Origin of the sequence: Yersinia proxima (assembly GCF_902170785.1) — a bacterium.
Taxonomy (GTDB): Bacteria; Pseudomonadota; Gammaproteobacteria; order Enterobacterales; family Enterobacteriaceae; genus Yersinia; species Yersinia proxima.
The window spans coordinates 90,463-105,041 of sequence record NZ_CABHYG010000017.1; the positions used below are offsets into that span (position 1 = coordinate 90,463).

The following is a 14,579-nucleotide window of genomic DNA, read 5'->3' on the forward strand; positions in this document are numbered from 1 at the left end:
AGGAGAATGAAATGCTCAAAGCAGATATTCAGTTTTTATTTGATGAAGAAATGGAACGCCGCAGAGTTGAAATGGTTACAGTTAGAGCTGTTTGTTTCGTCAATAGCTACCTTGCGGCTCGGTTAGTCTTTGGCGACTTTAAAAACCAAACCCTAAAATTTCATGAGAATGGCATTGTCGATGTTTTTGCAGAAATCGCATTGCTTCACCGGATTGCGGCGTTAAAAACATTTAAAGAAGATGAGGAAAGCTATAAACATTTCACCTCAAAAATAGAAATTATTGGCCTGGGGCGCTGGTATTCAAATCGATTTATACGGATTAAATTTTAAAAGGTGTCTGATTATGACAGCAGCAAGTGACCGTAAACGCGCCCAGCGCCAGCGCGATAAAGAGTTAGGCATCACCGAGCTTACTTTGCGTATAGATACCGCAGAAATGGCAATGTTTTTGGAGGGTTGCGAACAGCGCCGCATTGCTCGCGGGCCTTATGAGCGGGCTGAATATTTGCTAGGTTTGCTCCGGCAGGACAATAAATTGCTACACAAACAGCTTAATGAGTTGAGGAAAGGTAGTTGTAAGCGGTGCGGTGACACATTGCCGGGTGATAAGGCTGGTTGCTGTTTGCAGGGGGACACGGAGTGTTGGCAGACGTTGGGGTATAAGAAACTGATGTTGGATACAATTTAGCTGACTGATAATTATATAAAAAGCCACATATTTTTATTGTGGCTCATAGACGACAATCAGGTCATGTTTGAAGTGGCACATATTATCCACAATCTAGTAGCCCTTTACACACGATAACTAACACTTTTTAGTCATGCCATGATTTGAACGTGTACCGTTTTTTCGCATCTTGTTCTGACATTCCTATGTAAGTTGAAAACTTTGAAAAATCTGGTTTGATTATAGGCTCCAAGCATTTCAAATATGATTCCTGCTTATTCCCATAGGTTGGAATTCCTCCCCACTCTCTGATCCTGCTTAACTCAATATTACTCGTAGCAATGGCGGGAAACTCTAACAGGAAGTGATGAAACTCAACTATCAGATTGTCTATAAGTGCGATAGAAGATTCTGTTATGTGCACATATTCGCTACAAAGTTTGCGGCCAAGAATAATCTGGAACTTTTCAGGCGTTAATTTATTATCATCAAGAGGAATCTTTTCTTTAACTTGTTCACTCAATTCATTTCTGAACCGAAGCATGCCCATTGCCTCGTTATAGTTACCGAACATAGTGCTAACTCTAACGCTGTTTCTCCATGTTTTCCTCAGCTCTTCGGGGGATGGAGTTTTGACCTTCATCTTCAAGATGTGATGCTTGATTTTCCATGTGATAGACTCAAAGCATGTTTTGTTTGCTGTAGGTATGGATCGTATAAAATATAGACCGTTAGTGCCGAATGTTACATCCTCAAACTTGGTAACTATCGTAGCGAAAGCTATAGCTCTTGCTAGCGGTTCATCGCTATCAATGTCAATATAGTTGTTCTTGATAGAAACCAAGCGATTGATACAGTCTTGTGCAAGAGCTACGGCCTGTATGGATGTAAAAAGATTATCTCTGGCGATTCTTTGCAGCCCCTGTATTTTGTTGATATATACGGCAGATAAGCCCCCAAAAAAGGCTGAACCGAACGCTAACGCTACAGGAAAAAGATAATCTTTCGCATAGTCGGTTGTAGGCCGAAGTGACTCGATAGCTTCAACTATCGCATCAGTATTTTGGTTCATCATGAGGAAGTCTGTAATGGTCATAGTCGATCCGTAGCTAAGTAAATTAAAAACGTATCTAAGAAGTTTGGTAATCTAATCCTATCGTATAACTATCATTTGATAGCTTTGTCCTGCAAATTTTCTTTATTCCCAATTCTTTTGCAATTGATAATAAAAACTTAACTTGATAATTAGGCATTTTTTCACCAATGCAAAGTAATTCAATATGCTCAGGACTGTACTTGAAAAGCCTGTTCCCCTCCATTGAGATATATCTAACTTCTTGCTCATACTCCCAGTCTTTATTTTTAGATGAAGTTAACTTACCAATATGTTTAAACACCTTAAGTTGGTTTTTTTCGACATAAAGCTGGTTAGATAACTCAACTAAATTAACAACAGGATAATCATTTATATAATCTATTTTATATGGCCCAGAAATTATTTCTTTTTTTAGCTCGCTATTTACATCACAGAATATGTCATCTCTAAATTTCAATGCAAACCCACGAAGGCCGTTACCGTAATGTCCCCACATAAGTCTACTTGTTAAAGGGCTTAGCGAATCGTCAGATGGATTTCCATCAGAAACAAAGCAGCAAGCTCCGCCATTTGTGTAGCTCTCAACAACAGTATTAAAGGCATGCCTAGCTATTCTAAGAATTTCATTCTTAAGTGTTTCACCTTTATTCAGTATCATTATTTTTGCGAGTGCATCTAATGTTTCATTAGAGTTTTTTAAATTCAGAAACCTATTCAACTCTCCTGATGAATTCATAGCTTTAATCAATTTAACCATATTAGAATCTGTCAATTCTCCATCTATTATTTTAACCTGACCCTCAAACGGATCATTGAAATCGCAGACCTTTGAAAACCAGAGAGAAGAATTATATAAGGAGGATAGAGAATTATCATTTAAAGTGAAAAATTTATATAGCATTCTGCCGTCTTAGCCTTTAAGTATTCAATTTTTATGTACATGCTACACAAGGATGAAGATAAATCACACAATAACAATGTGTTTTTGAGGCTAAAGAGGTTTGAGCTGCTTCTTTTAAGCGTTGTAGCTCATGAGTATATAGACGCAAAACTATAAGAAACTGATGTTAAAAAACCTATAGCGGGTGCTGATAGTGTACCACGGCAATATTGGATAAGATATTAAAATGAATAGATATGCGTCAATTTGAATAGAATAAAAATCACATCTAATTTACGCCCCAAATTACCCCACACAAAAGCGCCTCTACACTACACAGAGAGGCGCGTTTTTATTTCACCTCTCATAGCGAATCGTTTCGAGCCAAAAGGCAGGGTGCCGCACATGCATTCAGGGGGTGATTTCGGGCATATATGAAAAGGATTGAAGCACCGCTCACACCTCTTTCCGCGCGCCCCCCCGCCCGCGCTTTGTGTGACTAAATATTCAGTTTTTATGCAGTTAGAAAGAGGCTAAAAACCCAGTATTGGCGCGGCTTAGATAATAATTAAGGGGTGAATAGAATCATACGGATTGTTGCGGTATGAACTTGCAGGGTTGTGGTAGTCAGCTTACTAAACATTTTGAGCAATTATAACTAATTTTCGCGGTGGCCGTTGCGGCTTGCTCTTTTAAAATCGTGACATGGCACAAAAACAAAATCAAGAGCCTTGTGACATGTCACAGTCATTAATAATTCTAAAGTGTGACAACGATCTTTAACTGATAGATCCATCTCTATAAACAGAGGTATGCGTAAAATTAAAAGTATAAAATATTTACAACTAACAACATTTACAAGTGATGAAAAAGATTATGACTCTCGTGATAGCGATTATAACTGTGCTTTTGGGAACAATTTTACCTTTCTTCGTTTACCGACATTCTGTATGGAGAGATAAATATAAATTAGATATTGAATTAATAGCAGAGCATGAAAAAAATCCATGCAACAAATATCTTGTTGAGAAATTATTTTTCTGGCTAACAAAATGTCCGAATGTCACATTAGATGAAATTAACGCGTTATTAAACTCAAAGCACCCGTCGAGGTCAGTAATGTCGTTTGAAAGCGCCAGACGTTTTTTAGTTACTTGTCATGTAATTAATGAAAGTTTAGCTATCTATGCTGATGGGTATAAATCTAAAAAAGATAGGGGTAGAAAGAGAATGATGTATACATTTTTGTATATCATCTGTTGTGCCGTGCCTGTAATTGCATATACATTAATAAGCAAAAGCCCAATAGTGACAAGCAGTAATTTTTCACATTCAAACCTAACCCTAATTAAAGAGATTGGAAGCATTGTAATAAGTTTGTTAATTTCATTGCTTTTTATTGCGATGGCATTTCGCGGTTTATCAATCAGTGACAGCATTAATAGGACTGAAAAATTTATTGAGTACTTTAATAATCAACCCAATGAAATTAACAATCCTAGTGCTAACGAACCATCTATTAGCTCAGTGCCGAGTGACGAAGCTCATACTGATCAGTTATTGCCCGCAGAAACTAACAACTCATAGGGCTTGAATCTGATAACTTCCTCACCAACCCAGTCATTAATTTCCATCAGCCGTTCTTGCAGGGGGGCCAGTTCGTTAATGGCAAATACACGCGCGGCTTTCTCTACATCGCCAAAACCGCCGGTGTTGTTGGGTAAAATACCCATCAATTGCGGCGGTACTCGCTGCATGGCGAGCTGGTCGTCGCGGGTGACGTTCTTAATACTGGCGAACTCATCTTTCGCCGCCACTTCTGCCAGTGGGATCACCTGTATGCCGTCTTTTTTACCGGCGGGGGCGTACATAAACAGATTGCGGAAATTGCCTGGCCCTTTGGACTCTTTCAGTGCTTTGCGTAAGGCGTCAATATCTTCCTGTTTATGGGCGGCATCGTTCATATACAGAATAAATCCGGCGTGACTGCCATTCAGGTAATATTTGCGGCGAAATAGTGTGGCGGCCTCATTGAGCCAGGTCGAGTTTAGCGAGGCGAGATATTCAGGAACGCCATACATTTCCTGATTAATATCTGGGTCTAGCAGGTGAAAAACGCTGTTGGCTTCAAAGGGGTGTGGATTGGCATAGGATGAGACATACCAATAGGTGTCTGCCTCCACGCCTCGGCGGGTGTATTTTGCCGGGCTGGGAACCAGTTTCATGATGCCGCCCAACCGGTTATAGCGGGCCTCTAAAAACGAGTTAGCGAATACCAAAAAATCCAGCGCATAGCGGCTAAAATCCTGCTTTGATAGCAGGCGGTGCGGCTCAAACAGGCTAACCAGTACATTACGTTTCATATAGATAGGCGAGCTGTGATGCACCGCCGCGCGAAAGGATTTAGCCAGGCCATTGAACGATACCGGCGGCTCATACCAGCGATCCATTACTGCACATTCGAGATAATCCAGAATATCGCGCTGATCCATCATCGGGATCGGGTCGTCAAACGTAAACGCCTCGGCTTGTGGGGTGCTATTGCTCGCCATAGCTGTTGTCACCTTGGCCGAGCGGCTTTTCCTGTTGCGTTTACTCATTAATATATCTCCATCACACTGGTGTTATTGCTGTTAATGCCCTCAAGAGGCTCATGGAATAGGGCGTGCATAATGGCCCAGGCCACATCACCGTGGCTGACGTCTTTGGAGCGGTCAGTCACAAAGGTGGCGTTGCGCCCGGTGGCGGTCATGGTTTTGCGGATCGACATAAACGCGGTGGCGATATCAATGCAGCCCGCGTCAAACTCCAGGCGGCCGCCCTGAATAATATTTTTGGCCTTATAAATCAGGTCAGCTTTCATTTCTAAGCTGTAGTGAATGGCGTTCACCGCCGGGAAGAATTGCCGCACTAATTGCGTCACGGAACGGCCCAGACCGGTATCATCAATGCCGATATAGGTGACGTTATAGCGCTCGGTGATCTTTTTGATATTGTTGGCCTGGTCGGCAAAATCCATGCCCTTCCACTGGTGGCGCTCCAATACCCTGAATTTACCGCCCGCCACTACCGGCGGCGCAATCACCGCACAACCGGCGCTATCGCCGGTGCTGGCCGGGTCGTAGCCAATCCATACCGGCCGATCACCAAACGGGCGCAGCGCCAGCAGTTTGACGTCTGACCATTTTTCCCAGCTATCGACCATACAACGCTGCATTTCGGCCAGTTTGAATGTGGAGGCGTTATCATCAATAAAGCCGCACATAAACAGGTTTTCAAAATCTTCCTCACTGTTTTCATTGCGTAATTCATCAATATCAAACAGGTCGCAGCCGCCATTTAGTGCATCCTCAATGGTGACAATCTGGCGGTACTGCTTATCCTCACACAACCGGCCAGCCGCCAGCCGTGGATAACTGACATCGATTTCAATGCGTTTATCTTTGGCTTTGCCTTTGTTAAACAGCGTGCCAGCCCAGAACGGGTAAGCCTCATGCGAGGTGCTGGAGGGAGTAGAAAAATAGGTAGAACGGTATCTTTTCTGCGAGGCCATGCCGGATGCGGCGCGGCGTAACTTCTGAAAGCCGGGGATCCAAAAATATTCATCCAGATAGAGATTACCGGGGCGGCCCTGTGCGGTGCTGGCGTTGGTACCGAGAAAGTGCATTTCCGCGCCATTAGGTAAAATAATTACCTCGCCGCGCAAATCAACATCCACCTGACGAGCTGCTGCCACAATATAGTTTTTAAACTGGTGCGCCTGTGCTTTGGAGGCAGAAACAAACATCTGGTTGCGGCCAGTGTCGAGCGCATCAAGCAGCGCTTCCCATGAGAAAAAGTAGGTTGCCCCGACCTGGCGCGATTTTAACAAGTTACGAATACGGAAATCAGGCGATAAACCGGCTTCATACCAGTTACGTTGATAGTCGAACATGGATTCATTGAAAATATCTTTCAGTTTGGCAACCTGCGCCTCACTGAATACATTTTTCTGCGCGGCCTTGCGTGTGCCACTGTTGCGCTTCTCAATATTGGGATTGAGATCGGCCTCATTACCGCCATCATTGTATTTACCAATGCGGGCGTGGCGTTCAGCTTGTCGGCCCAGCAAATCAATCTCTTTGTAGTCTTTGGCCTCCTTGACAGGCTTCATGATCAGGCGGCAATATTCCGCTGCCGTGGTCAGTTGCATCTGATCCAATGGCCCGTAAGCGTCCCACTTGTCGCGGCGTTTCCAACTGTGTACCGTGACCGCTTTCTCGCCGATCATTTCCGCAATTCGGGCGATACGCAGCCCTTGCCAATACAGATACATGGCTTGACGGCGGGGATCTAAATCGGCATTGATAGAAACGCTTTCCATGTGAAATAGCCTGCTTTATTACTTAATTGCAGCAAGGCTACCTATCCGCACCTCCTCCATCCCGCATTACACCTTGTGCCAGCCATGGCACAACAGCGCCTGATTGTTCCGCTGGTCACTGGTCGCCAACATAGGTCACTACTGTATCGAATCAGACCGGAGCATCACGCATGACCGCAAAAGCAAAAAAATTCCGCATTGGCGTGGAGGGGGCCACTACTGATGGCCGCACTATCACCCGCGAATGGCTGACGCAAATGGCCGACAGCTACAACACCACGCTATACGGTGCTCGTATCAATATGGAACACATTAAAGGGTATTCACCGGATGGTACTTTTAAACGCTATGGCGATGTGACCGGCTTGAGTGCTGAGGAAATAAAAGACGGGGCGTTGTCGGGTAAAATGGCGCTATATGCCGAAATCAGCCCGACCGCTGACCTGGTAGAAATGGTGAAAAAACGCCAAAAGGTTTACACCTCAATGGAGGTGAATACAAAATTTGCCGATACCAACAGCGCCTATCTTGTCGGCCTTGCGGTCACCGATGATCCCGCCAGTCTGGGTACTGAAATGTTGAATTTCAGCGCCAGCGCCTCCGCCAACCCACTGGCCTCTCGCAAGCTATCCCCTGAAAACCTGTTTACTGCCGCAGAAGAAACACTAATTGAATTTGAGGCCGCACAGGAACCCAAAGTTAACTTGTTTAGCACCATCAAAACCCTGTTTAGCAAAAAAGAGGCTAGCGACGACGCACGTTTTAGCGATGTGCATCAGGCGGTTGAATTGGTTGCTCAACAGGTTGAGGGGAAATTTAGCGCTCTTACCGCACTGGAACAGAGATTTTCCGAGCTTAAAACTGCCAGTGACGCGACAAACCAAGAACTTACTGAGTTGAAAACCACGCTCAGTAAAACAGACCGCAATTTCTCCCAGCGCGAGCGCTCAACGGGCAGCGACAGTGCCATGTTGACTGACTGCTAATTCACTCCGCTTGCCATGTTAAGGATTTAATTTCACATGAAAAAAGTCACCCGACAAAAGTACAACCAATACCGCCAGCAGGTTGCCAGCCTGAACGGTTTGGAAAAAGCCGATGACATCAACACCAAGTTCACCGTTGAGCCATCCATTGCGCAGAAACTGGAAACCAAACAACAGGAAAGCAGTGTTTTCCTGTCAAAAATCAACATTTATCCGGTGGATGAAAAAGAGGGTGAAAAGGTTGGCTTAAGTATTGATCGCCCGATTGCCAGCACCACCGACACCTCGAAGCAAGAGCGTGAAGCCTCCGATCCCAGCGGTCTGGATGGGACAAAATACAACTGTACCCAGACCAACTTTGACACCGCGCTGGCTTATATCAAATTGGATATGTGGGCTAAATTCCCTGATTTTCAAATCCGCATCCGTGATGCGATTGTGAAACGCCAGGCACTGGATCGCATCATGATCGGTTTTAACGGTACTCACCGCGCAAAAACCTCTGACGGTAGCGTCAATAAGTTACTGCAAGATGTTAACCGTGGCTGGCTGCAAAGCATTCGTGACGATGCGCCAGGTCAGGTGATGGATAAAGTGGTTGATGAGCAAGGTGATGTTATCTCTGCAAAAATCCGCATCGGCAAAGGCGGTGACTTCCATAATCTGGATGCGCTGGTGATGGCCGCCACCGATGAGCTGATTCAACCGTGGTTCCAGGAAGATACCGAACTGGTGGTGATTGTTGGCCGTCAGTTACTGGCAGATAAATACTTCCCGATCGTTAATCAGGAACAGCCCAACAGCGAAGCGCTGGCCGCCGATTTAATTATCAGCCAAAAGCGTGTTGGTGGTTTGCCCGCAGTGCGTGCGCCCTCATTCCCGGCTAATGCCATCATGATCACTCGTTTAGATAACCTGTCTATCTACTGGCAAGACGGCACTCGCCGCCGCCACATTATCGACAATCCAAAACGGGATCGCATTGAAAACTATGAGTCAGTCAATGAAGCCTATGTAGTCGAAGATTTCGACGGCGTAGCGCTGATTGAAAACATTGAATTCGGTGATTTCTCCGTTCCGGCTGGGGGCTAATTCATTATGAGTAACCCCGTTCGCCGCCATCGGCTGTTTGTGGCGGCTCAACAATCGGATTCACTGAGTGAGGCGGCCAACCTGAGCCACGCCAGCAACTACGAGCTGTTGTTGTTCAAGCTGCAACAGGATATGGCTCAATTGGGCCGTATTGAGTCGATCGCCCGCAAAGCCGAAGTTAAACAAGGCATGTTGCCCACTTATCAACCGTGGGTGGCGGGGGTGCTGGCGAAGGGAAGCGGCGAGCAGGACGACATTCTGATGCGCATGTTGATTTGGCATCTGGATGTGGGCGATATCACCCGCGCTCTGGATATTGCGCAGTACGCCATTAAGCATGATTTGGTGACGCCCGATAGCTTTAAGCGCACCACCGCCTGTCTGATTGCCGAGGAAGTGGCCGCTATTGCGCAACGCACCTTGACCGACCAAAAACCGCTGGATACTCCACAGCTATTACGCGCCCAGCAAATTCTCACCGGGCAGGATATGCCGGATATGGTTTGCGCCCGGCTGCATAAGTTTGTCGGTTATGCCCTGCGTCAGGACGGCGACCACGTTCTCGCACTGGCAAACCTGAAAACGGCGCTGCAACTGGACGATAACAGCGGTGTGAAAACCGATATCAAGAATCTTGAGAAGCTGATTAAAGCGGCCTCATAACCTTACGCCCCGGCGAGGGCGGCACGTTGGCTAACCCAGAATATTTATTACCCTGGCAAAGCCAACGTCCACCGCCCGTTTATTTTGCGAGTGTCAGCATGGAAATCGTCATCAACACCAATCAGACACCAGAAGCGCCAGCATCGGTGGAACCAGCGGAAAACACGGTCATTAAAAATGACGGTTTCTGGCCGGATATCGACCTGAATCAGTACCGCGAAGAGTCACGGCAGGACGGCACCATCACCCAGCCGCGCGTGATTGAGGCGGCACTGTTTGCCATCAATGAAGTTAATGATCGGCTGACAGTCTGGCGCTTAACCCAGCAAAAACAGGGTTATCGGTCAGCGGCGGAGGTACCGGCGGAAAAACTGAATGATGAAAGTACCCGTATTCAGTTGTACCGCACGGCGGTGTTTTGCCTGATGCAAGCCCGTTTAACTGATCGTTTTCGTGGCTTTGATACCACTGGCGCGGGCGGCAAGCGGGCCGATTCACTGGAACCCACCATTGATAATTTGCGCCGTGATGCGGCCTGGGCGATTAACGATATTCAGGCCATCAACCGCATGACGGTGGAGCTGATTTAATGCGCATTCTGGCCCAGCAGTACGACACCGTTGATGCCATGTGTTGGCGCTACTACGGCCGCACTGAGGGCGTGACTGAAAAAGTGTTGGCGGCAAATCCGGGGTTAGCGGATATCGGGCCAGTGTTACCGCACGGTTATCCGGTGGAAATGCCGGAAGTCAGCGCCGCTGTCACCACGCAGACCCTGCAACTTTGGGACTGATTGCACAATTCCCCACAGGGGGTAACGGATATGAAAATGCCAGAAAAAGATCCAAGTTGGATAGGTGCGCTATTGGACTTTTATTCTACTCACTCCACGACAATAAACGGCTTTCTAGTCGGTTCCATTGTGGCGTTTCGGCGCGTGATCTGGGGGGGTGGTAAGTTGCGCGAAGGCATTGGTGAGGGGGTGGTGTGTGGGCTGGTCGGCGTCAATATCGGCCCGGTCATCTCCCCGATGCTGATCCGCGCCATTGATGCCATTCCGTGGCTAAACGGCGCGTTAACCGAAGTTGCCGCCGGAAAAGTGGAAATCTTTATCAGCTGCTTGATCGGGCTAATCGGCTTGCAGGCTATCCGTGAGTTGGTGTTTAAAATTGTTAACAAAAAGGCGGGAACCTCTGATGCCAAACCATAAATTTATCTTCGGCAAGGCTAGCGAAAGCAATCTGATCGGCGTGCATCCTGATCTGGTCAAAGTGGTGCGCCGTGCGCTGGAGCTGACCCCGATTGATTTTAAAGTGATTGAAGGCCGTCGCACACTGGAACGCCAGCGCCAACTGGTCAAGGCCGGAGCCAGCCAAACCCTGAACAGCCGCCACTTAACCGGCCATGCGATCGATATCGTACCGCTGCCAGAGGGTAAGGTGAGTTGGGAGTGGCAATATTTCTACCCGATGGTCGATGCGATGAAACAGGCCGCCGCCGAACTGGGGATCGCCGTGGAATGGGGCGGTAACTGGAGCACCTTTAAAGACGGCCCGCATTTTCAATTGCCTGCCCGTCAATATCCGGGCTAACACCATGCCACTTTTCAACACCGCCCCGCTCGCATGGGCGATTGCCACCGCCTTACTGCTAGCCAGTGGCGTACAGACTTACCGTTTGTCTGAGGCTCGCCAAGTGGTGATTGACCAGCAGTCAGCTGAGGGGGCCAGCAAAAACGGCCAACTTATTGCGCTGACACTGACCGCTAATGCCAATAATCAGGCGCAAGCGCAATTACGGCAACAGGTTGCCAGTACGGATCAGTTGTTGGCGCAACGTAATAGCCAAATCAAGAGGTTATACCGTGAAAATGAAACCTTACGCCGCTGGGCTGATACTCCCCTGCCTGATGATATTATCCGGCTGCGTCAGCGACCTGCCTTTACCGGGGCCGCAGATTACCGTCAATGGCTGTCCGAGAGTCACACCTTGCCCATTTCCGGCGGCGGAACCGCACACTAACGGTGACTTAAACGACGATATTGACCAGTTGGAAGCAGCGTTACATGCTTGCGCGGCGCAGGTTGATACGGTGCTGGCTTGCCAGCAAGGGGCCGCCAATGTTAAAGCCTGATTCGCTGCGCACCGCTATTTTAAAAGCGGTGCCGTATATCAAGCAAAACCCAGACTGCTTACATGTGTTTATTGATAAAGGGGCGATTATTGCCACGCTGGCCCCGTCACTCTCTTTTGAGTATCAGTACACCTTAAATCTGGTGGTGACCGATTACGCTGATAGCATTGATTTGATTGTGGTGCCAATCCTGCATTGGTTGCGCACCAACCAGCCAGATATTATGGCAAATCCCGATAAGCGTCAGGATGGCTTCACCTTTGAGGCCGACTATCTGGATAATCAGGTTTGTGATATCAGCTTTGACATTAAACTCACTGAGCGAACCATTGTTAAGGAGCAGGACGGAACGTTAACCGTGACGCATATGGCAGAGCCGGTGCCGCCGGAATATTTTGTCAAAAGTTATAAAGTGAATGTTGACGGTAAAACCGTGGCGGAGTGGGGCGCATGAATGACCTGCATGAGTTAGACCAAACCCTATCCATTTTACTGACGCAATTATCCCCACCGGCACGCGGCGCGTTTATGCGCCAGGTAGCCAAACAGCTACGCCAGCGCCAGCAAAAGCATATTCAGTCGCAGCAAAACCCGGACGGATCGCCCTTTGTGCCGCGCAAGAAAAAGCGCCGCGATAAGCAAGGACGTATCAAGCGCAAGATGTTTACCAAACTGCGCACCGCCCGTTATATCAAAAACGAATCCAATGCCGATGAGGCCGCCGTCACCTTTAGCGGCAAGGTCAATAATCTGGTGCGAGTGCATCACTACGGCTTACGGGATAAAGTCACAAAGAACGGGCCAACGGTGAAATACGAACGCCGCCAGTTATTGGGCTTTACTGACGGCGACAGTGAATGGATTGGGGATCTGGCGTTGGAGTGGATAGGGAAGTAATTTCAAATGCTGGAGTTAGTTTCAGTATTGACATTTAACTAATCAGATAAAACTATTTCGTTCTCATTTGTTATTACGTTCTTGCCTGTTGTCCGTTCAATAAAAGTTTTAAGTCTGTTGTAGTTATTATTTAGATAGATACATTGATTCAATTGTCTATTTCTTCGGAAACCATCCACTAGGGTGCTTACATTTTCTTCCGTGAGTTTTTTGATGCTCTTATTCATACGATTGAATCGATGCTTAGATTCATCAAAACTCTGGGATGCTATGAATGTAGAAATTAGTGCTTGTTGTATTCTTTCTGCTTTGCCGATGCTGTCAGCCAAAAGCATATTCAACAACTCGGCATTATGCGTGGGAGTGTCGAGGCTCCCTTTTACTGCTTGTAAATGACTAATAAATCCAGCAGGATCGACTTTGCCAACTTTTAGGGTTACAACTGGTTTATTTGCACCGAGAGCATAGCCAACCTCTTGGCACGTCCAGATACTGTCATTGAAATCATCCGTTAGTAAAACCAACATCACTTCCATTGTTTTCAGCCCGTTAACGATCTCATTTCTCCACTCTTTGAGTGGTTCGATAGTCTCATGGGCAACAAAACAACTGAAACCGTACTCCTCTAAGGAATTTGCTAATTCTTGCGCTTCACGCTTGTATTTGTCTCTATGGCTAATAAAAACTCGAATTAAGTTTGGCTTCCAAATGGATAACTCATCAGGATTCAGCACCTCGTTGACTACTTCATTGATACTGATAGCTTGCTGATATTCAGGATCTAATTCAGAATTCAGTTCTAATGCAACTTCGCCTATCCATTCACCATGGACAGATTTTGTCAAAAGATTGAGGTCGTTTTTAATTACATTTGTATATTCTTCTTGTTTAGAAATATGTATGCCTCTCAATATCTCCATTGGCAAGAAAAGACAGATATCATGACCAACAGCATCATAATTAGGATCAACATGGTAATCTTCGCGAACAAATATTTTTGCATGACTAAGAACTTTATAAATAATAGGTTCACTTTCCTTATATTGTTCCCGAATTCTTTGTAAGTATCCGGGAACTTTGGGAGGAATGCAGCTTGCCATAATGTCCCTCTTAGCGGCTTCTCTGAGTAAGTTTTGACTGGTTATTGAAAAATAACGCCTAATAAATCACAGCATCCCATGAGTTTTAGCGTAATCGCGCAACGCTTCGTTCATTTTGGTTTGCCATCCATCGCCCTGCGCCCGATAGGCGTCTACCACATCGTGATCAATCCGTAGTTTAACCGGCTCTTTCGGATTTGCCAGTTTTGGCCGACCACGGGTTTTTATCACCTTTTCCGCGCCCTCTTTACCAAACAACTCGGTAAATACCTCGGTGGCTGGACGTGCGCGGGCAAACTCTGCTTCGCCCCACTCAGGGTTATCTGTCATGGTGACTTTACTGATTTTTTTGTTCATATCGCTTTACCTCACGGGAATTGGCCTTACGCAAGCTGATAACATGCACCTTGCCGTTACGTGGTGTGAATACCAACATATGTAACCGCTCTTCAATGTAGCCCAGTGCCTGAAAGCGCCGCTCTGGATATTCCTTACGTAGATCCTCAACAATTAGCGCGGTGGCAACTTCGAAATCACGCGCCATCTCAAAGGACAATTTACGTTCAGCAATATTTTTTTCGTTTTTGGTTGGGTCGTAAGATATGTCCATGCATTTAATGTACCCCCAATAAATGGAGCAATGCAAGCGATATCAGCATTCATGCTTTAGTTTCATTTCTCTTGTGCCATCCCTCACAC

20 protein-coding genes and 1 pseudogene are annotated in these 14,579 nt (G+C 46.4%); 14 read left to right on the plus strand and 7 right to left on the minus strand.

The features are described 5' to 3' along the window. The first annotated feature begins 11 nt into the window (after positions 1 to 11). Positions 12 to 332 carry a hypothetical protein gene (locus FTB31_RS16550; protein ID WP_227731609.1) on the plus strand — a complete coding sequence of 107 codons (321 nt, stop codon included), beginning with the start codon at positions 12 to 14 and terminating at the stop codon, positions 330 to 332. 13 nt (positions 333 to 345) lie between these two features. After that, a complete protein-coding gene (locus FTB31_RS16555; RefSeq protein WP_227731610.1) occupies positions 346 to 690 on the plus strand; it encodes a hypothetical protein in 345 nt (114 codons plus the stop codon). A 127-nt stretch (positions 691 to 817) separates the two neighbouring features. Here FTB31_RS16555 and FTB31_RS16560 read toward each other — a convergent pair whose 3' ends face one another. Continuing rightward, positions 818 to 1,765: a hypothetical protein gene (locus FTB31_RS16560; RefSeq protein ID WP_227731611.1), complete on the minus strand. Its 948-nt coding sequence runs from the start codon at positions 1,763 to 1,765 to the stop codon at positions 818 to 820. Positions 1,766 to 1,799: 34 nt separating this feature from the next. Continuing rightward, on the minus strand, positions 1,800 to 2,666 hold the full coding sequence (locus tag FTB31_RS16565; protein WP_227731612.1) for a DUF2971 domain-containing protein: 867 nt from the start codon (positions 2,664 to 2,666) through the stop codon (positions 1,800 to 1,802). An 855-nt stretch (positions 2,667 to 3,521) separates the two neighbouring features. Here FTB31_RS16565 and FTB31_RS16570 point away from each other — a divergent pair. After that, complete coding sequence (locus tag FTB31_RS16570) at positions 3,522 to 4,232, plus strand: hypothetical protein (protein WP_227731613.1); 711 nt, start codon at positions 3,522 to 3,524, stop codon at positions 4,230 to 4,232. Here the strand turns inward: FTB31_RS16570 and FTB31_RS16575 are convergent. Next, entirely contained in the window at positions 4,199 to 5,245 is a 1,047-nt protein-coding gene (locus FTB31_RS16575; protein ID WP_227731614.1) for a phage portal protein, read from the minus strand. The two genes, FTB31_RS16570 and FTB31_RS16575, sit on opposite strands and share 34 nt — an antisense overlap. Continuing rightward, positions 5,245 to 7,008: a terminase large subunit domain-containing protein gene (locus tag FTB31_RS16580; protein ID WP_227731615.1), complete on the minus strand. Its 1,764-nt coding sequence runs from the start codon at positions 7,006 to 7,008 to the stop codon at positions 5,245 to 5,247. Before FTB31_RS16580 ends, FTB31_RS16575 begins: the two co-directional genes overlap by 1 nt. Positions 7,009 to 7,178: 170 nt before the next feature. Between FTB31_RS16580 and FTB31_RS16585 the strand changes: the two genes are divergently transcribed. The 11 genes and pseudogenes from FTB31_RS16585 (at position 7,179) to FTB31_RS16635 (ending at position 12,780) form a co-directional block, all read left to right on the plus strand. Then, positions 7,179 to 7,994: a GPO family capsid scaffolding protein gene (locus tag FTB31_RS16585; protein ID WP_227731616.1), complete on the plus strand. Its 816-nt coding sequence runs from the start codon at positions 7,179 to 7,181 to the stop codon at positions 7,992 to 7,994. Between the two features lie 36 nt (positions 7,995 to 8,030). Further along, positions 8,031 to 9,086, plus strand: a complete 1,056-nt coding sequence (locus FTB31_RS16590; RefSeq protein ID WP_046051065.1) for a phage major capsid protein, P2 family — start codon at positions 8,031 to 8,033, stop codon at positions 9,084 to 9,086. 6 nt (positions 9,087 to 9,092) lie between these two features. Then, positions 9,093 to 9,749, plus strand: a complete 657-nt coding sequence (gene gpM / locus FTB31_RS16595; RefSeq protein ID WP_221870765.1) for a phage terminase small subunit — start codon at positions 9,093 to 9,095, stop codon at positions 9,747 to 9,749. A gap of 26 nt (positions 9,750 to 9,775) precedes the next feature. Next, positions 9,776 to 10,339 carry a head completion/stabilization protein gene (locus FTB31_RS16600; RefSeq protein WP_227731617.1) on the plus strand — a complete coding sequence of 188 codons (564 nt, stop codon included), beginning with the start codon at positions 9,776 to 9,778 and terminating at the stop codon, positions 10,337 to 10,339. Continuing rightward, positions 10,339 to 10,542, plus strand: a complete 204-nt coding sequence (locus FTB31_RS16605) for a tail protein X (RefSeq protein WP_049530282.1) — start codon at positions 10,339 to 10,341, stop codon at positions 10,540 to 10,542. The genes FTB31_RS16600 and FTB31_RS16605 overlap by 1 nt, the downstream gene beginning before the upstream one ends. A gap of 30 nt (positions 10,543 to 10,572) precedes the next feature. Continuing rightward, positions 10,573 to 10,959, plus strand: coding sequence for a phage holin family protein (locus FTB31_RS16610; protein ID WP_072079880.1), 387 nt, complete (start codon positions 10,573 to 10,575; stop codon positions 10,957 to 10,959). Beyond that, positions 10,946 to 11,341 carry a M15 family metallopeptidase gene (locus tag FTB31_RS16615; RefSeq protein WP_227731618.1) on the plus strand — a complete coding sequence of 132 codons (396 nt, stop codon included), beginning with the start codon at positions 10,946 to 10,948 and terminating at the stop codon, positions 11,339 to 11,341. The genes FTB31_RS16610 and FTB31_RS16615 overlap by 14 nt, the downstream gene beginning before the upstream one ends. Positions 11,342 to 11,345: 4 nt before the next feature. Then, positions 11,346 to 11,771 carry an Rz-like lysis system protein LysB gene (gene lysB / locus FTB31_RS16620; protein WP_400189488.1) on the plus strand — a complete coding sequence of 142 codons (426 nt, stop codon included), beginning with the start codon at positions 11,346 to 11,348 and terminating at the stop codon, positions 11,769 to 11,771. Continuing rightward, positions 11,683 to 11,883, plus strand: a pseudogene (gene lysC, locus FTB31_RS16625) (Rz1-like lysis system protein LysC); the annotation flags it as partial. The gene lysB and the pseudogene lysC, both read left to right, overlap by 89 nt. Then, positions 11,870 to 12,337: a phage tail protein gene (locus FTB31_RS16630; protein WP_227731620.1), complete on the plus strand. Its 468-nt coding sequence runs from the start codon at positions 11,870 to 11,872 to the stop codon at positions 12,335 to 12,337. The pseudogene lysC and the gene FTB31_RS16630, both read left to right, overlap by 14 nt. Continuing rightward, the gene (locus FTB31_RS16635; protein WP_227731621.1) at positions 12,334 to 12,780 is read left to right on the plus strand and encodes a phage virion morphogenesis protein; all 447 of its coding nucleotides are present in this window, start codon (positions 12,334 to 12,336) and stop codon (positions 12,778 to 12,780) included. Before FTB31_RS16630 ends, FTB31_RS16635 begins: the two co-directional genes overlap by 4 nt. 38 nt (positions 12,781 to 12,818) lie before the next feature. On the opposite strand, the gene FTB31_RS16640 is transcribed toward FTB31_RS16635, so the two are convergent. The 3 genes from FTB31_RS16640 to FTB31_RS16650 all read right to left on the minus strand — a co-directional run bounded on the left by FTB31_RS16640 (position 12,819) and on the right by FTB31_RS16650 (position 14,490). Then, a complete protein-coding gene (locus FTB31_RS16640; RefSeq protein ID WP_050115580.1) occupies positions 12,819 to 13,880 on the minus strand; it encodes a toll/interleukin-1 receptor domain-containing protein in 1,062 nt (353 codons plus the stop codon). A 66-nt stretch (positions 13,881 to 13,946) separates the two neighbouring features. Further along, a complete protein-coding gene (locus FTB31_RS16645) occupies positions 13,947 to 14,237 on the minus strand; it encodes a BrnA antitoxin family protein (protein WP_042840597.1) in 291 nt (96 codons plus the stop codon). Continuing rightward, the gene (locus FTB31_RS16650) at positions 14,218 to 14,490 is read right to left on the minus strand and encodes a BrnT family toxin (protein WP_049598943.1); all 273 of its coding nucleotides are present in this window, start codon (positions 14,488 to 14,490) and stop codon (positions 14,218 to 14,220) included. The genes FTB31_RS16645 and FTB31_RS16650 overlap by 20 nt, the downstream gene beginning before the upstream one ends. Between the last annotated feature and the right edge of the window lie 89 nt (positions 14,491 to 14,579).